The organism is Mycetocola sp. CAN_C7 (assembly GCF_015752285.1).
Lineage (GTDB): Bacteria > Actinomycetota > Actinomycetes > Actinomycetales > Microbacteriaceae > Mycetocola_A.
The window spans coordinates 560,345-584,090 of the sequence record NZ_JADOUY010000001.1; the positions used below are offsets into that span (position 1 = coordinate 560,345).

The 23,746-nt window shown below is 64.7% G+C and carries 25 protein-coding genes and 1 tRNA gene; 13 read left to right on the forward strand and 13 right to left on the reverse strand.

Going from position 1 to position 23,746, the window contains the following annotated elements; translation table 11 throughout:
* Nucleotides 1-5 precede the first annotated feature (5 nt).
* Complete coding sequence (locus tag IWX78_RS02680; protein WP_196831829.1) at nucleotides 6-968, forward strand: ATP-binding cassette domain-containing protein; 963 nt, start codon at nucleotides 6-8, stop codon at nucleotides 966-968.
* Nucleotides 965-1,798: an ABC transporter permease gene (locus IWX78_RS02685; RefSeq protein WP_196831830.1), complete on the forward strand. Its 834-nt coding sequence runs from the start codon at nucleotides 965-967 to the stop codon at nucleotides 1,796-1,798. The genes IWX78_RS02680 and IWX78_RS02685 overlap by 4 nt, the downstream gene beginning before the upstream one ends.
* 63 nt (nucleotides 1,799-1,861) lie before the next feature.
* On the opposite strand, the gene IWX78_RS02690 is transcribed toward IWX78_RS02685, so the two are convergent.
* Both IWX78_RS02690 and IWX78_RS02695 read right to left on the reverse strand, forming a co-directional pair.
* Nucleotides 1,862-3,166, reverse strand: coding sequence for an ABC transporter permease (locus IWX78_RS02690; RefSeq protein ID WP_196831831.1), 1,305 nt, complete (start codon nucleotides 3,164-3,166; stop codon nucleotides 1,862-1,864).
* Nucleotides 3,163-3,861: an ABC transporter ATP-binding protein gene (locus IWX78_RS02695; protein ID WP_196831832.1), complete on the reverse strand. Its 699-nt coding sequence runs from the start codon at nucleotides 3,859-3,861 to the stop codon at nucleotides 3,163-3,165. Before IWX78_RS02695 ends, IWX78_RS02690 begins: the two co-directional genes overlap by 4 nt.
* Nucleotides 3,862-4,028: 167 nt before the next feature.
* Here IWX78_RS02695 and IWX78_RS02700 point away from each other — a divergent pair, with 167 nt between their 5' ends.
* The 3 genes from IWX78_RS02700 to IWX78_RS02710 all read left to right on the forward strand — a co-directional run bounded on the left by IWX78_RS02700 (nucleotide 4,029) and on the right by IWX78_RS02710 (nucleotide 7,373).
* Nucleotides 4,029-5,180 carry a sensor histidine kinase gene (locus IWX78_RS02700; protein WP_196831833.1) on the forward strand — a complete coding sequence of 384 codons (1,152 nt, stop codon included), beginning with the start codon at nucleotides 4,029-4,031 and terminating at the stop codon, nucleotides 5,178-5,180.
* A complete protein-coding gene (locus tag IWX78_RS02705; protein ID WP_196831834.1) occupies nucleotides 5,177-5,866 on the forward strand; it encodes a response regulator transcription factor in 690 nt (229 codons plus the stop codon). The genes IWX78_RS02700 and IWX78_RS02705 overlap by 4 nt, the downstream gene beginning before the upstream one ends.
* Nucleotides 5,867-5,975: 109 nt before the next feature.
* Nucleotides 5,976-7,373 (forward strand): TrkH family potassium uptake protein, encoded by a 1,398-nt coding sequence (locus IWX78_RS02710; protein ID WP_196831835.1) that lies wholly within the window; start codon nucleotides 5,976-5,978, stop codon nucleotides 7,371-7,373.
* 31 nt (nucleotides 7,374-7,404) lie between these two features.
* Here the strand turns inward: IWX78_RS02710 and IWX78_RS02715 are convergent, their stop codons facing one another.
* Both IWX78_RS02715 and IWX78_RS02720 read right to left on the reverse strand, forming a co-directional pair.
* A complete protein-coding gene (locus IWX78_RS02715) occupies nucleotides 7,405-8,217 on the reverse strand; it encodes a sugar kinase (RefSeq protein WP_334684516.1) in 813 nt (270 codons plus the stop codon).
* A gap of 193 nt (nucleotides 8,218-8,410) precedes the next feature.
* Nucleotides 8,411-8,494: transfer RNA gene (locus IWX78_RS02720), tRNA-Leu, on the reverse strand.
* A 149-nt stretch (nucleotides 8,495-8,643) separates the two neighbouring features.
* Here IWX78_RS02720 and IWX78_RS02725 point away from each other — a divergent pair.
* From IWX78_RS02725 to pknB, 7 genes are all read left to right on the forward strand, one after another.
* Nucleotides 8,644-9,390, forward strand: coding sequence for an FhaA domain-containing protein (locus IWX78_RS02725; protein ID WP_196831836.1), 747 nt, complete (start codon nucleotides 8,644-8,646; stop codon nucleotides 9,388-9,390).
* Nucleotides 9,387-9,926 carry an FHA domain-containing protein FhaB/FipA gene (locus tag IWX78_RS02730; RefSeq protein WP_196831837.1) on the forward strand — a complete coding sequence of 180 codons (540 nt, stop codon included), beginning with the start codon at nucleotides 9,387-9,389 and terminating at the stop codon, nucleotides 9,924-9,926. The genes IWX78_RS02725 and IWX78_RS02730 overlap by 4 nt, the downstream gene beginning before the upstream one ends.
* 3 nt (nucleotides 9,927-9,929) lie before the next feature.
* Entirely contained in the window at nucleotides 9,930-11,183 is a 1,254-nt protein-coding gene (locus IWX78_RS02735; RefSeq protein WP_196831838.1) for a Stp1/IreP family PP2C-type Ser/Thr phosphatase, read from the forward strand.
* A 107-nt stretch (nucleotides 11,184-11,290) separates the two neighbouring features.
* On the forward strand, nucleotides 11,291-12,637 hold the full coding sequence (locus IWX78_RS02740; protein ID WP_196832105.1) for an FtsW/RodA/SpoVE family cell cycle protein: 1,347 nt from the start codon (nucleotides 11,291-11,293) through the stop codon (nucleotides 12,635-12,637).
* Nucleotides 12,634-14,088 carry a peptidoglycan D,D-transpeptidase FtsI family protein gene (locus tag IWX78_RS02745; protein ID WP_196831839.1) on the forward strand — a complete coding sequence of 485 codons (1,455 nt, stop codon included), beginning with the start codon at nucleotides 12,634-12,636 and terminating at the stop codon, nucleotides 14,086-14,088. The genes IWX78_RS02740 and IWX78_RS02745 overlap by 4 nt, the downstream gene beginning before the upstream one ends.
* Nucleotides 14,085-15,800 carry a protein kinase domain-containing protein gene (locus tag IWX78_RS02750; protein ID WP_196831840.1) on the forward strand — a complete coding sequence of 572 codons (1,716 nt, stop codon included), beginning with the start codon at nucleotides 14,085-14,087 and terminating at the stop codon, nucleotides 15,798-15,800. Before IWX78_RS02745 ends, IWX78_RS02750 begins: the two co-directional genes overlap by 4 nt.
* Nucleotides 15,801-15,885: 85 nt before the next feature.
* Nucleotides 15,886-17,583 (forward strand): Stk1 family PASTA domain-containing Ser/Thr kinase, encoded by a 1,698-nt coding sequence (gene pknB, locus IWX78_RS02755; RefSeq protein ID WP_196831841.1) that lies wholly within the window; start codon nucleotides 15,886-15,888, stop codon nucleotides 17,581-17,583.
* Nucleotides 17,584-17,644: 61 nt separating this feature from the next.
* Here the strand turns inward: pknB and IWX78_RS02760 are convergent, their stop codons facing one another.
* From IWX78_RS02760 to IWX78_RS02800, 9 genes are all read right to left on the reverse strand, one after another.
* Nucleotides 17,645-18,310: a DUF3618 domain-containing protein gene (locus tag IWX78_RS02760; RefSeq protein ID WP_196831842.1), complete on the reverse strand. Its 666-nt coding sequence runs from the start codon at nucleotides 18,308-18,310 to the stop codon at nucleotides 17,645-17,647.
* Nucleotides 18,307-18,720, reverse strand: a complete 414-nt coding sequence (locus IWX78_RS02765; protein WP_196831843.1) for a phage holin family protein — start codon at nucleotides 18,718-18,720, stop codon at nucleotides 18,307-18,309. Before IWX78_RS02765 ends, IWX78_RS02760 begins: the two co-directional genes overlap by 4 nt.
* Nucleotides 18,717-19,340, reverse strand: a complete 624-nt coding sequence (locus IWX78_RS02770; RefSeq protein ID WP_196831844.1) for a hypothetical protein — start codon at nucleotides 19,338-19,340, stop codon at nucleotides 18,717-18,719. Before IWX78_RS02770 ends, IWX78_RS02765 begins: the two co-directional genes overlap by 4 nt.
* Before the next feature lie 229 nt (nucleotides 19,341-19,569).
* Nucleotides 19,570-20,205, reverse strand: a complete 636-nt coding sequence (locus IWX78_RS02775; protein WP_196831845.1) for an anthranilate synthase component II — start codon at nucleotides 20,203-20,205, stop codon at nucleotides 19,570-19,572.
* Nucleotides 20,206-20,214: 9 nt separating this feature from the next.
* On the reverse strand, nucleotides 20,215-20,373 hold the full coding sequence (locus IWX78_RS02780; protein ID WP_196831846.1) for a hypothetical protein: 159 nt from the start codon (nucleotides 20,371-20,373) through the stop codon (nucleotides 20,215-20,217).
* A gap of 2 nt (nucleotides 20,374-20,375) precedes the next feature.
* Entirely contained in the window at nucleotides 20,376-21,170 is a 795-nt protein-coding gene (locus tag IWX78_RS02785) for a class E sortase (RefSeq protein ID WP_196831847.1), read from the reverse strand.
* 198 nt (nucleotides 21,171-21,368) lie between these two features.
* The gene (locus IWX78_RS02790) at nucleotides 21,369-21,614 is read right to left on the reverse strand and encodes a cell division protein CrgA (RefSeq protein WP_196831848.1); all 246 of its coding nucleotides are present in this window, start codon (nucleotides 21,612-21,614) and stop codon (nucleotides 21,369-21,371) included.
* Nucleotides 21,615-21,649: 35 nt separating this feature from the next.
* On the reverse strand, nucleotides 21,650-22,492 hold the full coding sequence (locus tag IWX78_RS02795) for a rhomboid family protein (protein WP_196831849.1): 843 nt from the start codon (nucleotides 22,490-22,492) through the stop codon (nucleotides 21,650-21,652).
* 54 nt (nucleotides 22,493-22,546) lie between these two features.
* On the reverse strand, nucleotides 22,547-23,089 hold the full coding sequence (locus tag IWX78_RS02800) for a peptidylprolyl isomerase (protein WP_196831850.1): 543 nt from the start codon (nucleotides 23,087-23,089) through the stop codon (nucleotides 22,547-22,549).
* 106 nt (nucleotides 23,090-23,195) lie between these two features.
* On the opposite strand from IWX78_RS02800, the gene IWX78_RS02805 reads away from it, so the two are divergent.
* Nucleotides 23,196-23,717 carry a DNA helicase gene (locus IWX78_RS02805; protein ID WP_196831851.1) on the forward strand — a complete coding sequence of 174 codons (522 nt, stop codon included), beginning with the start codon at nucleotides 23,196-23,198 and terminating at the stop codon, nucleotides 23,715-23,717.
* Nucleotides 23,718-23,746: the final 29 nt, after the last annotated feature.

Below are 23,746 nucleotides of genomic sequence, written 5' to 3' on the forward strand. Positions count from 1 at the left end.
ACGTCATGACTCGTTCAGCAATCGACGTCCGCGGGCTTCAGAAGTCCTACAAGGACAAGGTCGTGCTCGACGGCGTCGATTTCACCGTCGAGGCCGGCACCGTCACCGCCCTGCTCGGCCCGAATGGCGCCGGCAAGACCACCATCGTTCACATCCTGAGCACCCTCGTGAGGCTCGATGGCGGCACCGCATCCGTGAACGGATTCGATGTCACCCGCGAGCCGAACGGGGTCCGCTCCGCCATCGGTCTCACCGGCCAGTTCTCGGCGGTTGACGGCCTGCTCACCGGTGAGGAGAATCTGCGCCTGATGGCTCGACTGCGCCATCTCGGACCGAAGCGTTCGAAGACCCGGGTCGCCGAACTTCTCGATCAGTTCGACCTTGTCGAAGCGGCCCGCAAACCCCTCGCCACCTACTCCGGCGGGATGCGACGCCGCCTCGACCTGGCGATGACGCTCGTCGACACACCGAGTGTGATCTTCCTGGACGAGCCGACCGCCGGCCTCGATCCGCGCAGTCGTCACACCATGTGGGACATCGTGCGGAGGCTCGTCGCCGACGGAACCACCGTGCTGCTCACCACCCAGTACCTCACCGAAGCAGATGAACTCGCCGACCGCATCGCGGTGCTCGACGGCGGGCGCATCGTCGCTGCCGGGTCGCCAGAAGAACTCAAACGACTCGTCCCCGGCGGGCACATCCAATTGCGGTTCGCGGATGCCGTTTCTCTCGACGCCGCATCCCGCCTGATCGATGGCTCTGACAGGGACGACGCCGGGCTCGCACTCCTGGTGCCGAGCGGCGGCGGAGTGGCCACACTGCGCACCGTGCTCGACCGCCTCGACGCCGCCCATCTCGACGTCGATGACCTCAGCATCCACACCCCAGACCTCGACGACGTGTTCTTCGCCCTGACAGGCAAGAAGGATGCCGCCGTTCCCGCCGACACGAAAGGAACGGTGTCATGACGACCACCGCCGCCCCTCCCGCGAGGAGCACCCGTCCACCGTCGCACCTCGTGGCCGATTCGGTCACCATGCTGCGTCGCAACCTGCTGCACATGATCCGCTATCCGGGTCTGTCAGTGTTCACCATCCTCGGCCCCGTCGTGATCCTGCTGCTGTTCGTGCTCGTCTTCGGCGGCACCCTCGGCGCCGGACTCCCCGGCGTCGACCCCGCAGGAGGACGCGAAGCCTATGTGGCGTATGTGATGCCGGGCATCCTGCTGATCACGATTGCCGGGACCGCCAGTGGCACCGCCATCACGGTGTCGATGGACATGACCGAAGGCATCACCGCCCGGTTCCGATCGATGGCGATCTCACGGGCATCCGTCCTCGCCGGTCATGTCATCGGAATCACGATCCAGTCGCTTATCGCCGTCGCCCTCGTTCTCGGGGTCGGCGTCGCCATCGGATTCCGTCCGACGGCGAACCTGCTCGACTGGCTCGCCATTGCGGGCCTGGTGACGTTCATCTCGTTCGCGGTCACTTGGATCGGCGTCGGAATGGGCATGCAATCCAAGACGGTCGAGACGGCGAGCAACCTGCCCCTCATCCTGACCTTCCTGCCGTTCCTCGGGAGTGGGTTCGTTCCAACGGACTCGATGCCTGCCGGGCTGCAGTGGTTCGCGGAGTACCAGCCGTTCACCCCGTTCATCGAGGCGATCCGCGGGCTGCTTGTTGGCACGCCCCTGGGAACGTATCCGCTGCTCGCGGTGATCTGGTGTGTCGTGATCACGATAATCGGCTACGTCTGGTCGATGACGATCTACGAGCGCAAATCGGTCCGCGCCTAACAACGCAGGAACGCCCACCCCGATCGGACCGGGGTGGGCGTTTCAGCGAGTGCGGTTGTCGCGCTATTCGTACCTGAGCGACTCCACCGGGTCGGCCTTCGCTGCCCGGGCTGCCGGCAGCGTTCCGGCCAGGAACGCGATGAGCATTACGACCAGGATGATGACAGCGACCGACGCGGGGTCGAATGCGATCAGGGTGAGACCGGGCAGGTCGGCGAGAAGCGAACCAGACAGGGCAGCGCTGATGCCAGTGCCGGCAAGAATCGCCGCGATCACCCCGATGGCGCTGCCGAGAAAGCCGATGAACGCTGCCTCCAGGCTGAAGAGGCTGAAGACGCGACCGCTGCCCATGCCCATCGCCTTCATCAGGCCGATCTCGCGGGTGCGTTCCTGCACACTCATCAGCAGCGTGTTCACGATTCCGAAGCTCGCCGCGAGGAGCGCGATGACGGCAAAGGCGTTGAGCACGAGAACGATACCGTCGATGACCGTCTTCACTGCGCCGAGCTGATCGGCGACGGTGGTCCCGGTGTACCCTTCGTCAGCCAGTCGGTCCTGAAGAGCGGTGATCTGCTCGTCGGTCGCGTCGGGGCTGAACCAGACGCTCGCTTGCGCGTACCGTTCCACCTCATCGGTCGGCACTCCGATGTTCTGGGTGGTGAAGAGTTCATCGGTCAGGGCATCATTCGGAACGACGGATGCCCCGGCGGGCGACGCGATGCTCTCTTCGGCGACACCGACAACCGCGGCGTCGACGAAATGCTGGGTGCGGGTGGCGTCGGTGATCGCGAGGGTCACCGTCTCGCCGACGGCAGCCGAGTCGCTGTCGAAACCAAGGGGCTCGACATACGAAACGGGAAGAACCAGCTGAAGAGCATCGGAGCTCTTGTCGGGTCCGGACCCCGCGGTCAGCACCACGCTCTGCCCTGCGACGAGGCTTCCGACGCCGACCACGAACTTCGATCCGTTTCCGGCGTCGATGAAGTCGGCGGAGATCGATTTGGTGGCCTGCACGTCGAGCACGCCGTCGATGTCAGACAAAACGCTGAGGTCGTCGGGGGTCAGCGCGACGACGGTGGCGCCGGGAGGGCCGACCTGGCCGCTGGCGACGGCATCCGGGTCGTATTCGATTGGGCCGGAGTCCGTGGCACCGAGACCTGCGTCCGATGCCTTCGTCACGGTCATGACGTCGGATGCTCCGACGCCCGAAACGGTGTCGTCGATGTAGGCGTTGATCCCCGTTCCCATGCCGTTGGTCAGGGTGAGGGTGAACGCACCGACGAAGATGGCCAGGATGGTCAGGATCGTGCGGGTCTTCGATCGGAAGGTGTTCGAGATTGCCGTGCCGATGAGGTCGAGGGTTTTCATGCGACCAACGCCGCTGAGTCTTCAACCAGCAGGCCGTCGCGAACGAGAATGCGCCGATCGCAGCGCGACGCGAGCTCTTCGTCGTGGGTGACGACGATGAGCGTGATGCCGTTCTCACGGTTGAGGTTGAAGAGGATGTCTTCGACCACGGCGCCAGTGGCCGTGTCGAGATTCCCTGTGGGCTCGTCGGCGAAGATGATGCGTGGATTGTTGACCAGGGCGCGAGCGATGACGGTGCGCTGTTTCTGGCCGCCCGAGAGATTCACGGCCTTGCTCTTTGCTTTGTCATCGAGCTCGAGTTGCTCGAGAGCGGACATCCCCCGGCGCTTTCTCTCGGAACGACCGATGCCGGCGATCTTCATCGGCAGAGTGACGTTCTCGAGAACAGACGAGTTCGCCGTGAGGAAGAACTGCTGAAAGACGAAGCCGAACGTGCGATTGCGGGTGGTGTTGAGGTTGCGACCGCGCAGGGTGCTCGTATCGACGCCTTCGAGTTCGACGCTGCCGGAGGTGGGTGCGTCAAGAAGCGCGAGGATGTGCATGAGCGTCGATTTGCCTGATCCGCTCTTACCGACGATGGCGACGCTCTCGCCCTCGTGAATGTCGAAGCTCACGCCTTTCAGCGCATCGAAGCGGTTCTGCCCGCGGCCGTAGGATCGGTGGACATCTCGGATGGAGATGATCGGGGTGGTCATGTGTCTCCCAGGGTGAAGGGGCCGGTGGTCCGGCTTGTGGAACAAGCCTCGCGGCATCCGTTCCTCGACGCGTCCCCTATCGGCAGACACCTGCGTACCGTGCTTGCGGTATCGGGATGCCGCGTGGGGTGGACTCCCCACGGGCCGGTACCGTTCACACTGAGGAGATGACGACGGAACCGAAGCCTCCGCACCCCCCGGTACCGGGCTGGGTGGGCGATGTGATCGCCGCGGCGCTCATCGTCGTCGCTGCACTCGTTCCGTTCCCCAACCCGGAGTTCCGGCCCGGGTCGGCCCTCGCGTTCGCCGTCGCGGTCGCACCGGCCCTGCTCCTGCCGCTCAGACGCCGCCGCCCCGTCTCGGTGCTGGCGGCGATCGTGTCTCTGTATGGGATCGCTGCGCTCGGTGGCACCCTGTCCCCCGGGATCGTGCTCGGGGCTGCGGTCGCCATGTTCGGCGTCGCAACGCGCTCGACCAGGCGCCGGACGTTCCTCGTCGCAGGCGTCTCCGCGATCGCTGTCGGCCTGCTCAGCCTGTTCGCCGCGATCGGCGACGTTCTCGACCCGAGAGCGGTTCAGTTCGTCGTCACCATCGCCTTCGCGGCTGCCGCAGGGGATGCCACCCGGTCGCGTCGAGAGTACATCGCAGCGATCGCGTCTGAGGCACGGCAGAGAGTGACTGAAGAACGATTGCGAATCGCACGCGATCTGCATGACACGGTCGCCCACCAGATCTCGGTGATCAGCCTCAACGCCGGCGTCGCCACGTCGGCACTCGACTCGCGACCGGAAAAGGCGCGCGAGGCGCTGGGAACGATTCGTGCCGCCGCCCGTTCGGTGCTCGGCGAAATCGGCGACCTGCTCGTCGTACTCCGCGCGGACGACGACGTTCGCACATCGGCACCTCAGCCGGGTCTCGGACAACTCGACGCGCTCGTCGAACGGTTCGGAGAAACCGGACTCACGGTGAGCATCCGGCTAGAGGGAGACATCCGGCTGGTGACGGGGGCGAGCGACGTGGTTGCCTACCGTGTGGTTCAGGAAGCCCTGACCAATGCGCATAAACATGGCGCAGGCCATCGCGCACACGTACTCGTTTCTGCGACCGACTCTGACATTCAGATCGTGGTGACGAACCCGATCCCCTCTGCGGTGGGCCGCGCCCGATCGGATATGTTGCCTTCTGCGTCCAGCGGCCACGGGCTGCTGGGTCTGCGAGAGCGTGTCGCATCCGTTCGGGGCACGGTGTCTGCCGGGGTCGTCGGAAGCGGCTACCGTCTGGCCGCCGTCCTTCCCCTGTCGAGAAAGAAGTCATCATGACCACCGTGCTCGTCGTCGACGATCAGGCGCTGATCAGGCAGGCCGTCACCGACATCCTCAGCCAGCACGACGGAATCGAGGTCATCGGTGACGCTCGCAACGGACAGGAGGCCGTCGACCGTGCTCGGGAGCTACGACCAGACGTCGTGCTCATGGACATCCGGATGCCCGAGCTCGATGGAATCGGCGCAACCGCCAAGATCTGTGCCGAGCCGGCGCTTGCCGGGACCCGGGTGCTCATCCTGACGACGTTCGAGGAAGACGAGTACCTTCTCGCCGCCCTGCGGGCCGGTGCGAGCGGGTTCATTGGAAAGGGCGCGGAACCCGACGACATCGCGCGTGCCGTGCTCTCGGTCGATGCCGGCGAGGCGTTGCTGTCTCCGGTTGCGACGAGGGCTCTGATCACGAAGTACGTGATGCCCACCGAACCAGCCGCCGGCATCCGGGCAGGCCAGGGGTCAATCGTTCCGCGTGCGCTCGAGCAGCTCACCGAACGGGAGCGCGAGGTTCTGCTCCTCGTTGCCCGCGGACGCTCCAATCAGCACATCGCCGATGAGCTGACCATCTCACCGCATACGGCGAAGACGCACGTGAACCGGATCATGACGAAGCTGCATGCGCACGATCGCGCCCAGCTCGTGATCCTCGCGTATGAGAGCGGCCTCCTCGCGCCCGGCACTCCCTAGCGAACCTCGGCCTGTATAGACTGAGCGCCGGTGTGCCGGGAAGTCTGGTCGGCGTTCGATCAATCGATCGTTCTGAGTCGTGTGTGTCGAGCGCAGAGGACAGGTCACCATGGCAAGCTCCCCAACCAGTCGGATGCCGGTTCCCCGCCAGTTGAGGAAGAGTCCGCGACTTCTCCTCAGCTCTCTGGTCCGTGGCTCACCCGCCCGGCTGGCCCTGCTGGTTTTCGCTCTCGTCGCGCTGGTCTTCACTCTGCTACTCAGTCTCCCGGCGGCAGCAGCAGACGGCAACGCGACGCCTCTCCACGATGCGCTCTTCACAGCTGTTTCTGCCGTGACCGTCACCGGACTGGTCACCGTGAACACGGCCGAGCACTGGTCGTTCTTCGGGCAGGTCGTCATTCTCCTCGGGATCCAGGTCGGCGGCCTCGGCATCGTGACGATGGCGTCACTGCTGGCGCGTGCCGTGACCCGTCAGCTGGGTGTCCGCAGCAAACTGCTCGCTCAGCAGGGCATCGGAACCGGAAAACTGGGTGAGGTCGGGAACCTTCTCCGAACCGTGGTTCTGACGACCCTGGCAATCGAGCTTGCTCTCGCGATCATGCTCGTGCCGAGCTTCATCATCGCTGACCAGTCCGTCACGCTCGGCCTCTGGCATGGCATCTTCTATGCGATCTCGTCGTTCAACAACGCCGGCTTCGTCTCGCACGTCGATGGACTCGCCGGATTCTCCGACAACCTCTGGATTCTCATCCCGATCATGATCGGGGTGTTCATCGGCAGTCTGGGGTTCCCCGTCTTCATGGTGCTCATGGCCACGAAGTTCGAGTTCCGCAAGTGGACCGTCCACACGAAGCTGACGTTGCTGGTCACGACGATCCTTCTGGCCGCCGGCGCAATGATCTGGGCCGTCTTCGAATGGTCCAATACGGCCACCATCGGCGACATGAGCGTCGGAGACAAGATCTTCCACGCCCTCTTCGCCTCGACGATGATGCGGTCGGGAGGCTTCAGCATCGTCGACCCCAGCGCATCCGGCCCGGTGACACTGCTCGCGACCGACGCGCTGATGTTCGCCGGAGGCGGCTCGGCGTCCACGGCCGGCGGAATCAAGGTCACGACCGTCGCCGTACTGTTCCTCGCGATCATCGCCGAAGCACGAGGTGACTCGGACGTTCGGGTCTTTGGCCGGACGATCACCGAAGGAGCGCTGCGAGTGGCGATCAGCGTGCTCTTTCTCGCCGCGACCCTCATCCTCATCGCCACCGGACTCATCATGGCCGTGAGTAGTGCGCCGCTCGACCGCATCCTCTTCGAGGTCATCTCGGCATTCGCGACCTGTGGGCTCAGCGTCGGGCTCAGCGAGGAGTTGCCGCCGACGGGCAAGTACGTGCTGTCCGTCCTGATGTTCGCGGGGCGGATCGGGCCGATCAGCCTCGCAGCCGCGCTGTCCATCCGCCAGAGACGTCAGCTGTACCGCTTCCCCAACGAGAGCCCCATCATCGGCTGAGAGCTGCGGTGCGTTTTTCGAGGAATACTCGTTACGGGTGCAGCGAATCGCCGGCCGTCTGGAGGGTCAGCGCCGCTCGCGCGTGCCCTGATCTGAGCCTCTCACCGACCGGCGCGCCGTCGAGCAGCCCGGCGAGGTAGCCGCCCGCGAATGCGTCCCCGGCGCCGACCACGTCGACCACAACGACCCGCTCGGACGGCTCGAAGATCTGAACGTCCCCGGCGAACGTCGTCGCACCGATCGAACCATCCTTGACGACGAGTTCAGCCACGTCGGGGAACAGGTTCCGCACACTTTCGGGCGTCGAGGTACCCCACAGTGTTTCCGCCTCGTCACGGCCGGTGAACACGATGTCTGCCCTACCGACGAATGCTGCGAGCGCCGGTGCCGCGGTCGGGATCTCCCACAGCGGGGCCCGGTAATTGACGTCGAAGCTCACGAGGATGTTCCGTGCCAGAGCCCGATCCATGATTCTGGCGAGGAACGCGGATGCCGAGGCAGAGATCGCGGCGGTGATCCCTGACACGTGGAGAATTTTCACGCCTTCCAGGTCGATCGTCTCCGCGGCATCCGCCGTCAGATGGGACGCCGCCGAACCGGCCCGGTAGTAGCTGACCCCTCGACCGGGATCCTTGAAGTACACGCCGGTGGGGTGGTTCGGGTCGAAGACGACCCGGGAAACATCGATTCCGCGCTCTGTGAGCTGGCGCGCCACGCGTTCTCCGAGCACGTCGTCCCCCAGGTGGCTGAACCAGGCCGCCGGGTGGCCGAGCCCGGCGACATGAGCCGCAACGTTCGACTCGGCGCCACCGGCATCCACGAGAAAGAGTTCGGCATCGCGCAACCCGCCCGTCGACGATCGCGCAACCCGCCCGTCGACGTCGGACCAACCATCGCCATCGTCTCTCCGACAGCAAGCAGCACCGGTTGGGGTCTTCGGTTCATGTCCATGGAATCACCATATGGGGCGAGCACGAGCACCCGGGCACGAAAAAAGCCCCCGATCTCTCGGAGGCTTTTCCAGTATTTCAACCCTGTGCGCGAGGGGGGACTTGAACCCCCACGCCCTTTCGAGCACTGGCACCTGAAGCCAGCGCGTCTGCCAATTCCGCCACTCGCGCAGTGTTGCGACACTCGCGTGTCAACTCAGCGAGATTAGCATGGCGCTGATTGAATCGCCATTCGATATCGGCGCCGTATTGGCCGTGAGCCGCACTCTCAGCCCCGCCTACTAACATGTGCTTAGCCATTTGACACGATCGGGAGACCTGTGGGCATTCTGGACAACTTCGAGAAAGGTCTCGAACGTGCCGTGAACGGTGCGTTCGCCAAGACCTTCCGTTCGGGGCTGCAGCCGGTCGAAATCACATCGGCTCTCAAGCGCGAGCTCGACACCAAAGCTGCCGTCATGAGCCGCGATCGCATCCTCGCCCCGAACCAGTTCGTCGTGCGAATGTCAGCCGCAGACCACCAGCGCATGAACACGATCGGCCCCGCTCTCATCGATGAGCTCACGAGCCTCGTTCAGAAGCACGCCGAACACCAGGGCTACCAGTTCGCCGGCGGAATCAGCATCCGTCTGAAGTCCGACGGCAGCCTGTCAGACGGGATGCTCCAGATCGACTCGGTGAACGTGAAAGGCCAGGTGTCATGGACACCGGTTCTCGACGTCGGCGGCAAACGCCACCCGATCACCCAGAGCCGCACCGTGATCGGCCGCGGCAGCGACGCTGACATCACCATCGACGACTCGGGTACCAGCCGCAAGCACGTCGAGATCCTCTGGGACGGCGAGCGCGCCCAGGCCCGCGACCTCGGGTCGACGAACGGCTCCACACTCAACGGAACACCATTCACCCAGACCGCCCTGACCCCGGATTCCGTCGTGCAGATCGGTCGCACCCGTATTGTGTTCCGAGTGCTGGCACAATCCTCCGCTCCATCTCCGCGCGACGACTACGACGATTCGACGCGCGCGTATGACGCCGAAGGCGGATTCTGGGGGTCCTCCTCGTGAGTGAACTCACCCTGCTGGTGCTTCGCATCGGCTTCCTCCTGCTGCTCTGGCTCTTCGTCTTCGCGATCGTCTATGCACTCCGTTCAGACATTTTCGGCCAGAACACCCGCAAGGCTCAGCCCGCACAGGCTGCAGGCGGCGCAGCACCTCGTGCCGCAGCGGCTCCACCTCTCCCTCCGCGGGCAGCGGCCCCGCCGCCTACACTCCCGCCAAGTGGGCGCCGGGCCGAGAAGGCCAACGTCCACAACGTGAACCGACTCATCATCACCGCCGGTCCGAAGGAAGGGCTCGAGGTGATGCTCGGCCGTGATCCGCTCACCATCGGGCGCGCCCCCGATTCCGGCCTCGTCATCCGCGACGACTACACCTCAACCCACCACGCCAAACTGCTGCTGTGGAACGAAGACTGGATGATCCAGGATCTCGACTCCACGAACGGCACGTTCCTCGGCGGCAAGCGCATCAGTTCACCGACGCAGATCACGCTCGGCACCCCGATCAAGGTCGGCGCGACCAGTTTTGAACTGCGGCGGTAACAGATGACACACGCAGGCGACTCTGCGGCCATCTCCCACGTCGGGAAGGTCCGCTCGAACAACCAGGACTCCGGTTATGCCGGAACCCACCTGTTCGTCGTCGCCGACGGCATGGGCGGTCACGCCGGCGGAGACGTCGCCAGCGCGATCGCCATCAAACGCATCATGCAGGCGGATGCCGAGTTCACGAGCGCGCAGGACGCCGAAGCAGCGCTCCACACCGCGATCACCGCAGCGAACTCGGAGCTCGCCGAAGCCGTGTTCGAGCATCCTGAACTCGGCGGTATGGGCACGACGGTTGACGCCATCGCCGCGGTCGGCGACGAGGTCGCCATCGCCCACATCGGCGACTCCCGCGTCTACCTGCTCCGTGACGGTGAGCTGAGCCAGATCACCACCGACCACACATTCGTGCAGCGCCTCGTCGACTCGGGCCGGATCACTGAAGACGAAGCGATGGTGCACCCGCGCCGCTCCGTTCTCATGCGCGTGCTCGGCGACGTCGACTCGAATCCCGAGATCGACACCATGGTCATGCGCACCCACCCGGGTGACCGCTGGCTGCTCTGCTCGGACGGCCTCTCGGGCGTCGTCGACAAGGATGCCCTCCAGGCCACCCTCGCCCAGGAACTCCCCGCGCGGCAGGTCGGCGAACAGCTCGTCCGCCAAGCCCTCGACGGCGGAGCCCCAGACAACGTCACCGTCGTTCTCTACGACGTCGGCGCTGAACGGTCGGCGAGCGCACAGACGCCCGTCATCGTCGGTTCGGCGTCACGCCCGCTCGCCTTCCAGAACGACGTTCCCCGCCGCACCGGGCTGCTCCCGTCCCTGCGCCTGCACTCCGGCCGCGGCGCGTCGACGGGCCCCAGCCACTTCGAACCGGCGTCAGACGACTACCTCGACGAACTGATCGAAGAGGATGCCCGGCGCGCCAGGCGACGCCGCCTCACCTGGCTTGTCGGCTCCATCGCCCTCGTCCTCGCCATCGCCCTTGGACTGCTTCTCGGTTATGCCTGGACACAGACCCGCTACTTCGTCGGAGCGGACGACGACACCGTCGTCATCTTCCAGGGCATCCAGCAGGACGTCGGTCCGTTCAGTCTGTCCAGCGAACACAACGACACCGGCATCCCGATCTCGATGCTGTCGACCTACGATCGCCAGCAGGTCGAGCAGACCATCAGCGCCTCCTCCCTCGATGAGGCCCAGGAGATCGTCTCCCGTCTGCGCACCACCTCGACGAACGGGGGCGACTGATGTCGAATTCGTCTCACACCCGCGCCACCGGAGCCGTCGGCGGCCGCATCGTCGAGCTGCCCGCGTCAAAGAGTGAGTTCAAGGCAGACACTGCCGTCCTGCGCACGATGCGCAAGCTGCACCTGCCGCAGAAGCTGCGCAACCGTGAGCTCGCCCTCCTGCTCTTCGCGTGCGTGATCAACTCTGTGGCGATCCTGCTCGTTCAGCTTGGAGCAACAGGAGCCATCGACCTCGACCTCGTCTATCTCGGCGCCGGTCTTTCCGCACTCGTCCTCGGACTCCACGTCTGCCTGAGATACGTCGCTCCGCAGGCCGACCCGCTTCTGTTACCGATCGCCACCGTGCTCAACGGCCTCGGCGTCGCCATGATCTATCGCATCGACCTCGCGGAAGGCGCTGCCGGCTGGGCAGCGGCATCCACTCGCCAGATCCTCTGGAGCGCCATCGCCGTCATCGCGGCGATCGTAGTGATCCTCGTGATCAAGAACCATCGCGTGCTGTTCCGCTACACCTACCTGTTCGGTGCCTTCGCCTTCCTCCTGCTGCTCCTGCCCCTCGTCCCCGGCATCGGCCGCGAGGTCAGTGGTGCCCGCGTCTGGATCGGCATCGGCAACATCGTCAGCTTCCAGCCCGGTGAGATCGCGAAGATCGCACTCGCGATATTCTTCGCCGGTTACCTCGTGCGCACCCGCGACAGCCTGTCGATGGTCGGCAAGAAGTTCCTCTGGATGCAATTCCCGCGACTCCGCGACCTCGGCCCGATCCTCGTCGTCTGGGCTCTCTCGATGGCGATCATCGTGTTCCAACACGACATGGGAACCGCCCTCCTCTTCTTCGGCCTCTTCACCGTGATGCTCTATGTCTCCACCGGACGGTTGAGCTGGATCGTCATCGGCGTCGGACTCTTTGCCGCAGGAGCATTCTTCGCCGCCCAGACGCTGACCTATGTGCACGGCCGCTTCCAGAACTGGCTCGACGCCTTCAGCACACCGGTGTACGACGCTCAGGGCGGCAGCTACCAGCTGGTGCAGGGCATCTTCGGGCTCGCCCACGGTGGGCTGATCGGCACAGGACTCGGCCAGGGTCGACCGCAACTGACCCCACTGGCGCAGAGCGACTACATCATGGCCAGCCTCGGCGAAGAACTCGGCCTCGCCGGAATCTTCGCGATTCTCGGCCTCTACCTGCTCTTCGTGTCGCGCGGCATCCGCATCGGATTCCGCGGACAGGACGATTTCGGCAAGCTGCTCGCCATCGGGCTCGCATTCACGATCGCCCTTCAGGTCTTCATCATGGTCGGCGGCGTGACCAGGGTCATCCCGCTCACCGGCCTCACCACTCCGTTCCTTGCCGCCGGCGGCTCGTCGCTCGTCGCCAACTGGATCATCGTCGGGCTGCTGCTGCGCGTGAGTGACAGCATCCGGACCGGCCCCGCATCGGAGGTCACCTCGTGAATCGTGAACTCAAGCGGGTGAGCGTCGTCATCCTCGTGATGTTCCTCGCCCTGTTCGGCTCGACCACCGTCATCCAGGCATTCCAGGCGGATGCCCTCCAACTCGACGCGAGGAACACGCGCGCCCTCTACGACAGCTACGACACCGAACGCGGACCGATCCTCGCCGGGAGCACCGTGATCGCCCAGTCGGTTCCGACCGGTGACCGGTTCGTCTTCCAGCGGGAGTACCCCGAAGGCGCGCTCTACGCTCCGGTGACCGGCTATTTCAACCCGACGCAGGGTTCGGCGGGCATCGAGCAGTACATGAACGACTACCTCTCGGGCACTTCGAACTCACAGTTCCTCGACGGGATCAACCGGATCGTCGCCGGCCAGGCACCGAAGGGTGCTGCCGTCGAAGTGACCATCGACCCGACCGTGCAGCAGGCAGCGTTCGACGCCCTCGGCGACCGCCAGGGTGCTGTCGTCGCCGTCGAACCGTCGACCGGGCGCATCCTGGCCATGGTGTCGACGCCGACGTACGACCCGAACCTCCTCGCCTCACACGACGCGCAGAGCGTCATCTCAACCTATGCCGCGCTCGAAGACGACCCGCTGACCCCGCTGATCAACCGGGCGACCGGTGGCAACATGAACCCGCCTGGTTCGACCTTCAAGATCGTCGTGGCCGCCGCCGCGATCGCGAGCGGCGAGTACACGCCGGAGTCGACCTTCGACAACCCGGCAAGCCTCACCCTGCCCGGCAGCAGCGCGGTCGTGTACAACTGGACCCGAACCACCTGCGGGCCGGGTGAGACCGTCACGCTCGCCGAGGCGATCCGTCAGAGTTGCAACATCCCGCTCGCCGAGCTCGGCATGGAACTCGGCGACGAGGCGCTGCGCGAGCAGGCCGAGAAGTTCGGCTTCAACTCCGAGATGGCGCTGCCGACTCCGACCGGAGTCAGCGTCTACCCGAGCGACCTCGACGAGGCACAGACCGGCCTCAGCGCATTCGGCCAGTTCGAAGTGCGGGCCAGCCCGCTGCAGATGGCCCTCGTCTCGGCGGGAATCGCCAACGACGGAACCGTCATGCAGCCCACTCTGGTCGACCGGGTGACCGGCAGAAACCTCGAAGTGCTCAAGACATTCGAACCGCAGGTGATGAGCGAAGCTCTCACAGAAGAACAGTGCGTTCCACTGACCGACATGATGGTCGAGGGCGTGGCTGTCGGCCAATCGAACGGTGCAAGAATAGAGGGGGTCGACGTGGCGGGGAAGACCGGAACGGCGCAGAACGGAACGGACGAACCATATTCACTGTGGTTCACCGGATTCGCACCAGCAGAGAACCCTGAGGTCGCAGTCGCGGTCGTCGTTGAGAACGACGGAAATCTGGGGCGGCACAGCTCAGGAAACATCGTTGCCGCGCCCATTGCAAAGAAAGTAATTGAGGCGGTGCTGAACAAATGAGACCCACAGCAGGGGTCACCTTCGGGGGACGCTACGAACTCGAGTCCCGCATCGCCATCGGCGGTATGGGCGAAGTCTGGAACGCGACCGACCTGGTCATCGGTCGGACTGTTGCCATCAAGATCCTCAAGGACGAGTATCTGGGCGACCCCAACTTCCTGGAACGCTTCCGTTCAGAAGCCAGGCACGCCGCCCTGGTGAACCACGAAGGCATCGCCAACGTCTTCGACTATGGCGAAGAAGACGGCAGCGCCTTTCTCGTCATGGAACTCGTTCCGGGCGAAGCCCTGTCGACCATGCTCGAGCGCGAACACGTGCTCTCCACAGACAAAGTCCTCGACATCACTGCGCAGACGGCACTCGCGCTGCAGGCGGCGCACGCCGCCGGACTCGTGCACCGCGACATCAAGCCGGGCAACCTGCTCATCACTCCGGACGGCCGGGTGAAGATCACCGACTTCGGTATCGCGCGCATCGCCGACCAGGTTCCGCTCACCGCGACAGGTCAGGTGATGGGGACAGTGCAGTACCTCTCACCCGAGCAGGCGTCCGGGCACGCTGCCTCGCCGACCACAGACATCTATTCACTCGGCATCGTCGCCTACGAATGCCTCGCCGGAAAGCGACCGTTCACCGGCGAATCCCAGGTGGCCATCGCGATGGCGCAGATCAACGAGACTCCACCGCCTCTGCCGGTCACGGTCTCCGAGCCGGTGCGCAATCTTGTGCTCTCGATGATCGCGAAGAACCCGTCCGACCGGCCCACGTCGGCAGCGCACGTCAGCCGCGCTGCTCAGGCGCTCCGTCGCGGTGACACTGCCGCAGCGACAGCTGCCGTCCCCGCGATCGCCGACGGCGCAGACGACGCCACCATGCTGATGGGAACGTCGGCAGGCTCGGATGCGACGACCCAGCTGCTCGGCGCGACCGAGGTCACGACGACGACTGCCGAGGTTCCCGTCACCGATCCGGAGAAGAAGAAGCGCAGCAGGTGGACCTGGCCGTTGATCGCCCTGATCACCATCCTCGCCATCGTTCTCGCCGGTACCGTCTTCGCCCTGATCAACCAGGGCGACGGCGAGACCCCGCCAGCGACATCCGCGACCCCGACGCCGACAGCGACGACGCCGACGCCGACGCCGACCCCAACGACCACACCGACGAGCGAACTCATCTCGGTGAGCGCCTCTGATTTCATCGGTGACACCTACGACCAGGCCGCGGCAAAGCTCAGCGACCTCGGTCTCGCTTCCGAGCGCGCCGAGGGTAACGCGGCAACCAGTGAAGATCAGGTCGGTCTCGTGTACGCGATCAACCCCGAGGGCAACCTCCAGCGCGGTCAGCTCGTCACCGTCACCGTGTACGGACCGATGGCCGAGATTCCGACGCCCTCTACTGCTCCGACCCTCTCAGGAGAGGGATGCGACGGAGGCGGCGGCGGGTGCGTCAACGTCGCTGCCGGATCGACTGTGACCGTGAACTGGCCCGCGTTCTCGCAGTGCCCGGCAGGCATGCAGCTGCTCGGCTACCGCATCACCGCAACAGGGGGCACCCCGACGGCAGAGGGCGGCGCCGTCACCACGAACAGCGGCGAGGTCGTCGTCAGCGACACCCCCGGACCGCTGAGCATCACATACAGCGTGTTCTGCGGATCATCCGAATCGAGCCAGTCGCCCGCAGGAACAGCGACGATCCAGCCGAGCGGCGAGTAAGCATCCGCCTTTCCGGGGGATGCGCAACCGGGGCGGACTAGGATATCGATGATGTGATTGTGGCTGGGATCTAAGGAGTTCATGCGTGGCTGACGAACAACGCCTGCTTGCGGGGCGCTATCTCGTCGGCGATCTGGTCGGTCGCGGGGGCATGGCAAACGTCTTCCGCGGCACAGACACCAAGCTCGGCCGCACTGTCGCCATCAAGATCCTCAAAGCAGATCTCGCAACCGATCCGGCGTTCCGCACCCGCTTCCGCCAGGAGGCACAAGCCGCATCGCGAATGGCCCACCCTACGATCGTTCGCGTCTTCGACGCCGGCGAAGAGACGATCAAGGAGGACGGACGTGTTTCACGTGAACCCTTCATCGTCATGGAATACGTCTACGGCCGCACGCTGAAGTCTGTGATCGCCGAAGGAGCGATGGAGTCCTCCCGCGCGGTCGCCATCGCCGAGGGAATCCTCACCGCCCTCGAGTACTCCCACCGCGCCGGCGTCGTGCACCGCGACATCAAGCCCGGCAATGTGATGATCACACCGGATGAGCAGGTCAAGGTGATGGACTTCGGCATCGCCCGTGCTGTCTCCGACTCCTCGTCGACGGTCGCGCAGACCACGGCGATCCTCGGTACCGCCTCGTACTTCTCACCCGAGCAGGCGAAGGGCGAGACCGTCGACGCGCGCACCGACCTCTACTCCACCGGAGTCGTGCTCTTCGAGATGCTGACGGGGCGCGCACCATTCCGCGGTGACACCGCCGTTGCTGTCGCGTACCAGCACGTCAGCGAAACGGCTGTGCGTCCGTCGTCGGTGAACCCGAAGGTGTCTCCCGCTCTCGACCACGTCGTCATGCGGGCCCTCGCAAAGGACCGCTTCGAGCGCTATCAGACCGCAGCGGAGTTCCGCGATGACGTCGAAACCGCCGCTGCAGGCAAGATTCCCGTGCACCACCGCGCCACCGATGACGCAAGCACGGCGCTGTTCGGCCCGTCACCACGGGCATCCGCGAGCACCGAGCAGGCACTTCGTCAATTGACGAGTGACGACTCCGTCACCCGCACGCAACGTCGCCCGCCCGTTGTCTGGATCTGGGCGGGAATCGCCTCGATAGCCGTGGTGCTCGTCGCTGTGATGATCTGGGTGATGTCGCTCGGCCAGGCTCCTGTGCTGCAGACCGAGTCGAGGACTATCCCGGCTCTTGTCGGGGTGAGCGAGCAAAGCGCCGTCAACACCCTCACCGATCTCGACCTGGTGGCCAGCGTCGTGACCGAGGAGAACAGCTCGATCGACGAAGGCCTCGTCATTCGGACCGATCCCAACGAGGGCAGCAAGGTGCGGCCGAAAGACGTCGTGCGGGTCTACGTGTCGCTCGGTGCGGCCAAGGTCGCTGTTCCGGATGTCACCAACAAGACAACAGAGCAGGCGCAGGCCGATCTCGCAACGGCCGGGCTGACATCCGGTTCGGTATCGAAACAGAATTCGCCCGACCGATCCGCCGGTTCGGTCATCAGTTCGGATCCGGTCGCCGGCAGCGAAGTCGCCGAGGGAAGTACGGTCAACCTCGTCGTCTCGAGCGGACTGGTGACGATCCAGGACGTGCGCGGCCAGTCGATCGAGGTGGCGACCGACCTGCTGCAGGACCCCGCTGTCGGGCTCACCGTGCAGCCCGTTCCAGACCCCGCGTGTCCGGCTGAGCCCGGCAACCCGGTGACGAACCAGTCGCTCGCGCCCGGCGATGTGCCCCAGCGGTCCACCATCGACCTCACCTACTGCTCTGGATAGCTTCTCCGAAGAAGAAAGGGCGGTCGCGACTCCAGTCGCGACCGCCCTTTCCGTCATCCCGCTAGCGCAGCGGTTCGTCCGTGCGCGTGGCGTCGTACAGAGGCGAGGCACCGCTGTCCGGGGCGACGTAGCCCTCGGTTGATGCCGAGGCATCGGAGGCTTCGGCCGCCTCTCCCTCGTCACCCGTGACGTCCTGGGCCTGGCTGGTGGCGTCATCCTTGACGTTCGAGACCGCCGAAACGGCAGCATCCTTCACCGACTCGGCTGCTTTCATTGCCGGCTCTTTGACGTCCTCGGCAACGCCTTTCGCGGTCTCCTTGAGATCATCGACGAGCGGCGCGGCCTTGTCCTTCGCCGTCTGCGCGAGTTGCTTCTCCTTCTCAGAGGCTGGGATCAGCGATGCGGCGAGCAGGCCGACACCGAAGGCGATGAGTCCGACGGCGACGGGGTTGCCCTTCGCCTTGTCCACCGCCGCGTGCGGGCCGTCACCCAGTCGCGACGCAGCATCTCCGACATGGGAAGCGGCGTCGCCGACGTGCGACGATGCGCTGTCGGCGGCGCCCATCACGCTGTCTCGGACCTTGCGGGCCACACCCTTGACCTTGTCGGTCTGGCGCTGCGCGATGCTCGACGGGCTGACCTTGTCGGCCAATGCGTCGACGTCGTAGCTCAGATTGGTCCTCGTTGCTTCGATGTCCTGGCGGATTGCTTCCGGGTTGTTCGTCATCTCTGGTCCTCACTTGTCTTAAATGCTTCGGGTACCTTTTTGAGGGTCTCCGCCGTTTTCGGCGCACCCTGGATCTCGTCGATCTCTTTCTTGCCGCGGAGCGCGAGAATGGCGGCGATGATGCCCCAGACGACCGCGACGATGATGGCGGACCAGACCAGGCCGGTCAGGAATCCGAGCCCCCACCACAGTGCGATCGAGAGGAACAGGATCGTCATGAAACCGGCAACGCCGGCGCCGCCGAACATGCCGGCACCTTTGCCCGCCTTCTTCGCGGACTGGGACAGCTCGGCTTTGGCGAGTTCGACTTCCTGGCGGAACAGAGTCGAGATATCCTTCGAGACCTCACCGAGAAGCTGACCGAGCGATTCGGTTCTGCCGTTCGGATCCGGAACGTACGGCTCACTCATCGAATGTCACCGCTCGCGAAATCCTGAGAACCTGCCGTGGCGGGAGCCGGGTAGCCGGCGGGCTCGGAGTAGCCGACCGGCGCGGAGTAGCCAGCGGTCGTGTCCACCGTCGCGGTGGGTGTCGCACCAGCCGCGTTGGCCCCGGGCGCGCCGTCTGCGCTGTCGTTTCCACTCGCGAGAGACTTCGCGAGGCGTCCGACGACGATGCCCGCGCCGGCGGCAATGGCGATGAACAGCCCCGGGCGCTGACGAGCGAAACGCTTGACGTCGTCGAGCACCGCTGACGGGTCTCTGCCTTCCAACCACCCAGCCACGTCGCCTGCGCGGCTGGCAGCCTGCGAGACGAGATTCGAAGCGACGCCGTGTGATTCGGATGAATCCGCCATCGACCGGAGCTCGTCACTCATCGAACGGATGCCGCCCGCGGCGCGTTCCTGCTGGGTCGACACCTGGCTGCTCAGCTGTGAGCGCACCTCGCCGGCCAGGTTTCGCGCCTGCGCGCCGACTTCGTGCGTCACATTCGATGCCTCGTCCGCCGCCGTCCCGGCAACATGCGAACCGGCTTCGCGAACACGATCCGTGGTGGATGTCTCGTCGGCGCCCGTTGACGTCTGTGTCATGATTTCTCCTCCTCGAACGAAACCGACCCGCCGTATCTGGAGTGATAGCGACATCGCGGTCTCTGGTCGTGTGAGAAATCTTCACCCGACGCTTATGCTTCGCCTATTTTCGGGTCGAGGCTTGACTCCCCTCAGACGGGGGAGTATCGCGCGCCCCAGGAGAGAGGAGTCGGTCGGTGTGACGCGACGGCACGACGCATCCGTCAGCCGGGCGACGATCGAACCGCTGCTAAGCCTGCATCAGCGGAGTCAGCCCCTTGGCCGTCTCCGCCGCCGTCGGCAGACCGGATGCCGCGAGCCAGTTCCCGAGCATCAGGTAACCACCCTCGGTGAGGACACTCTCGGGGTGGAACTGCACGCCGTAGATCGGTGCGTCGCTGTGCCGAAGGCCCATGATCACGCCGCCCTGGGTCCGGCTCGTCACGAGAAGCTCAGCCGGAACGGTTCCGTCCACCACGGCAAGCGAGTGATAGCGGGTCGCGGTGAACGGCTGCGGCACGCCGGAGTAGAACGCACTGGCGTCGTGCTCGATCAACGAAGTCTTACCGTGCATGAGTTCGTCGGCGTTCGTGACCGTCGCACCGAATGCCTCAGCGATGGCCTGGTGTCCGAGACAGACACCGAGCAGAGGCGTGCCTGCCGCGAGGGCAGCGTTCACCATCGGGATCGATACACCGGCGTCAGACGGCTTACCCGGACCGGGGGAGACGAGCACAGCGTCGTATTCGGCGAGCCGCACCGCGACATCCGACTCGCTGATGGTGTCGTTGCGCACGACCTCCGTCTCGGCTCCGAGTTGGAGGAGATAGCCGTTGAGCGTGTAGACGAAGCTGTCGTAGTTGTCGATCACAAGAACGCGGGTCACGGAATCCTCTTACTCTTCAACAGTCACTTCCTGGGGGTCGATGAACGACTGCACCCAGGGGAACACCCAGGTCGCCAGGGCGTACAGAACGGCGGCGATCAGAACGATCAGGATGATCAGACGCACCCACACGGGTCCTGGCAGGGCTCGCCACAGCGCAGCGTACACGGTCAGCCTTCCAGTGGATCGGTCAGTGCGGCCGGGGGTCCTGCCGCGGTCGGCGTCCACGACTCGAAGACGCCATAGGCGATGATACGTTCCGCGGTCGAGAACGCCGGGTTGCAGCTGGTCAGCGTGATGATCGAATCGGATGCCTCGACACCGTCCATCTGCGGCACCGGGTTGAGAACGCCGACACCAGACGGCTTCACGTATTCGAGGGTCCTGAACCGGTAGGTGTACCAGCCCTCCTCGACCTGCACCACGATCGCGTCACCGATCTGCAGCGTACCGACCTGATTGAGCGGTTTGCCGTGGGTGTTCCGGTGGCCGGCAACAGCAAAGTTGCCCGCCTCTCCCGGCATCTGCGTGTCGGGGTAATGCCCGATGCCGATCGGGTTCAGCGTGCGCGAGGTCGAGACGCCACCGGCGATCTTCGCAGCGTAGTCGTCGCCGAAGCGCGGCACCCGGAGAATGCCGAAGACCTCGGCATCGCCTGGCGCGGCCAGGATGGCCGGCGTTCCGGGGTCGACGGGATCCTCGGATGCTGTCGGGAGCGGCACGCTCGTCGCCCACGACTCACTCAGGGCTGCGGCTTCGTTGTCTTGAGCGGCCCGGAGGACCGCATCATTGAGCCACAGCTGCCAGACGATGAAGAGAAGCACGAGCACGCCACCCGTGACGAGGAGCTCGCCCAGAACGCCAATGATGCTCACGCGCTGGCGCGGTCTCTGGTTCGGCTTCCGTCGGGTACGACCACGACGTGACGCCCGGGTGGGCGGCGCGGACTCGGGGCTGTCTGGCATCCGGCCAGTCTACCGGCGGCAGATGAACGGCTTCTCCAGAGTTCTACACAGGGTTATCCACAAGCTGGGGATAATTACACCCGTGTAATTGTCCACAGTGTTAATAACCCTGTTAACAACTCTGGCCGGGGATTTTTCCTGAGCGAGCTCGGGCAGATGGCATGTTTCCCGGGCGCGCCGTGAAGAGGGCTGGGGAAACTATCGCCAGCGCGTCGTCATCAGGAAGCCGATGAACGCGATCCCGAAACCGACCACGATGTTCCACGACTCGAGCGAGGCGATGGGCAGGGCGCCCTGGCTGACGTAGAAAACGATGATCCAGGCCAGTCCGAGCAGCATGAAGCCGAACATCACCGGCTTGAACCACACCGGGTTCGGTGCCTGCTCGCCGGAGCGCTGGGTGGTCGGGGTAGCCTGAGTGCTCTTCGTCTTGTCGCGTGCCATAGGGCCGATTCTAGTCGGTCGGGCCGGATGCGCGCTTAGAACGCCACGTACCGAATGAGGCTGAGTACGACAAGCACGGCGCAGAGCCCGCCGATGAGCAGCGTCTGACGGCTCTTGTGCTTGAGGTGTCTGGTCTCGTAGTAGATCAATCCGACCAAGGCTCCGCCGACCAGGCCACCGACGTGCGCCTGCCAGGCGACGTTGATGCCGGGGATGAAACCGATCACCAGGTTGATGCCAACCAGCACGAGCAGACCGTTCATGTTGCCGCCGAGCTTGCGCTGGATGACGAGGAACGCGCCCATCAGTCCGAAGATGGCTCCGGACGCTCCGACGACCGCTGTGCTGCCGTCTGTGAGGAAGAGCACGCCAAGCGAGCCGGCGAACCCGGAGATCAGGTACAGCGCCAGAAAACGTGCCCGGCCGAGCATGGGCTCGAGCGCCTGGCCGAACAGCCAGAGCGAGTACATGTTCAACGCGATATGGAAGATAAAACTCTGGGAGTGAACGAAGACGGATGTCAGCATCCGCCACGGTTCGAATGCGACCGGTGTGGAATATACCCCGGCGTACAGCAAATAGTCGATGACGTTCAACCCGGGGATGAGCTGCAACAGGAACACGAACGCCGTGACGGCGATGAGCGTGTAGGTGACAACCGGCCGGTCGCCGCTCCGGCTGAAGAAGCCGGTGCGGCGAGGAGCGGACTGGCGCTGCTGCTTCATGCACTCAGGGCAGATCACCCCGACAGCGCCGGGCGTCTGGCACTCGCCACAAATCGTGCGCCCGCACCGCTGGCAAAGCACGAAGCTCTGCCGGTCGGGGTGACGGTAACAAAAGTTGTCGCGGCTGACGGGTGGAACAGATGACTGGCTCATCGGCCCATTTCCGAGAACGGGCCGGAGCCCGCCATCTGCTGAAAAGTCGGGAACTTAGACGTTGGCAACCGTGACGCTCTCGATGACGATGTCGTCGAGGGGGCGGTCACGAGCATCGCGGGGAACCTCGGCCAGCTTGTCGACGACCTTACGGCTCGCCTCATCTTCGACAGCGCCGAAGATGGAGTGCTTGCCCTGCAGCCAGCTGGTGTTGCCGACGGTGATGAAGAACTGCGAACCGTTGGTACCGCGCCCGGCGATCTTGCCGGCGTTTGCCATCGCGAGCATGTAGGGCTCGTTGAAGTTGAGCTCGGGGTGGATCTCGTCGTCGAACTTGTATCCGGGACCGCCCGTGCCGTTGCCGAGCGGGTCGCCGCCCTGGATCATGAACCCGGGGATGATGCGGTGGAAGATGACGCCGTTGTAGAGAGGCGTGTCCTTCTTCGTGTCACCGGTGCGCTCGTCGGTCCATTCCGTGCTCCCCGTAGCGAGTCCGACGAAGTTGTTGACGGTCTTGGGGGCGTGGTCACCGAACAGGTTGACCTTGATGTCGCCATAGTTTGTGTGGAGGGTTGCGACAGCGGTGTGCTTTGACATGTGTTCAATTCTTACACACGCATCGGAGTCAAGCCGGGTGGCGTTCACGGCATTCGGTGGCAAGATGGAGGTCTGTCGCACAAAACGAGATCAATGGAGGTCAACGGTGAGTCTGTCACGGAAGCGCAAGAAGGAGCTCAAGCGACTCAAAGGGGAAGCCAATCAGCTGTGGCAATCCCAGCAGGAGATTTTGGATCACGCCAACCATGTCGCTCGTGAAGCGAGCAGGCAGTTGGGTGCATACGGCCGCGAACAGGTCGTTCCGAGCGTTGTGAGCACCTACGAGCACAAGGTGCAGCCCGTCGTCGATCGTGGCTATGCCGCATCGCGCGACCTCGTCGACGGAGCCTCGAAGGTTCTCGACAAGACGGTGCTCCCCGTTCTCGGTGGAGTGGTCGGCAGCGTGCTGTCGATCGGCGACATCGCCAAGGACCACCGGGTCCGTGCGGCTCTCGAGCGGTTCCAGCCGTCGAAGCCCGCACCGAAGAAGTCGAACGTAGGCAGCGTCATCGCCATCGGCGTCGGCGTCCTCGCAGCAGCCGGCGTCGCATACGCGGTGTGGCAGACGTTCCGCGCAGACGACGAACTCTGGGTTGCTGACGAAGAACCGGCACTGCCGAACCTCTGATCCTCTGATCCTCAAAGCTTGACACGAAT

What these genes read in the sequence shown, in the direction of transcription:
- IWX78_RS02680 (WP_196831829.1), top strand. Translation starts at nt 6, where the DNA reads ATGACTCGTTCAGCAATCGACGTCCGCGGGCTTCAGAAGTCCTACAAG.
- IWX78_RS02685 (WP_196831830.1), top strand. Translation starts at nt 965, where the DNA reads ATGACGACCACCGCCGCCCCTCCCGCGAGGAGCACCCGTCCACCGTCG.
- IWX78_RS02690 (WP_196831831.1), bottom strand. Translation starts at nt 3,166, where the DNA reads ATGAAAACCCTCGACCTCATCGGCACGGCAATCTCGAACACCTTCCGA.
- IWX78_RS02695 (WP_196831832.1), bottom strand. Translation starts at nt 3,861, where the DNA reads ATGACCACCCCGATCATCTCCATCCGAGATGTCCACCGATCCTACGGC.
- IWX78_RS02700 (WP_196831833.1), top strand. Translation starts at nt 4,029, where the DNA reads ATGACGACGGAACCGAAGCCTCCGCACCCCCCGGTACCGGGCTGGGTG.
- IWX78_RS02705 (WP_196831834.1), top strand. Translation starts at nt 5,177, where the DNA reads ATGACCACCGTGCTCGTCGTCGACGATCAGGCGCTGATCAGGCAGGCC.
- IWX78_RS02710 (WP_196831835.1), top strand. Translation starts at nt 5,976, where the DNA reads ATGGCAAGCTCCCCAACCAGTCGGATGCCGGTTCCCCGCCAGTTGAGG.
- IWX78_RS02735 (WP_196831838.1), top strand. Translation starts at nt 9,930, where the DNA reads ATGACACACGCAGGCGACTCTGCGGCCATCTCCCACGTCGGGAAGGTC.
- IWX78_RS02740 (WP_196832105.1), top strand. Translation starts at nt 11,291, where the DNA reads ATGCGCAAGCTGCACCTGCCGCAGAAGCTGCGCAACCGTGAGCTCGCC.
- IWX78_RS02750 (WP_196831840.1), top strand. Translation starts at nt 14,085, where the DNA reads ATGAGACCCACAGCAGGGGTCACCTTCGGGGGACGCTACGAACTCGAG.
- IWX78_RS02760 (WP_196831842.1), bottom strand. Translation starts at nt 18,310, where the DNA reads ATGACGAACAACCCGGAAGCAATCCGCCAGGACATCGAAGCAACGAGG.
- IWX78_RS02765 (WP_196831843.1), bottom strand. Translation starts at nt 18,720, where the DNA reads ATGAGTGAGCCGTACGTTCCGGATCCGAACGGCAGAACCGAATCGCTC.
- IWX78_RS02770 (WP_196831844.1), bottom strand. Translation starts at nt 19,340, where the DNA reads ATGACACAGACGTCAACGGGCGCCGACGAGACATCCACCACGGATCGT.
- IWX78_RS02785 (WP_196831847.1), bottom strand. Translation starts at nt 21,170, where the DNA reads ATGCCAGACAGCCCCGAGTCCGCGCCGCCCACCCGGGCGTCACGTCGT.
- IWX78_RS02790 (WP_196831848.1), bottom strand. Translation starts at nt 21,614, where the DNA reads ATGGCACGCGACAAGACGAAGAGCACTCAGGCTACCCCGACCACCCAG.
- IWX78_RS02795 (WP_196831849.1), bottom strand. Translation starts at nt 22,492, where the DNA reads ATGAGCCAGTCATCTGTTCCACCCGTCAGCCGCGACAACTTTTGTTAC.
- IWX78_RS02800 (WP_196831850.1), bottom strand. Translation starts at nt 23,089, where the DNA reads ATGTCAAAGCACACCGCTGTCGCAACCCTCCACACAAACTATGGCGAC.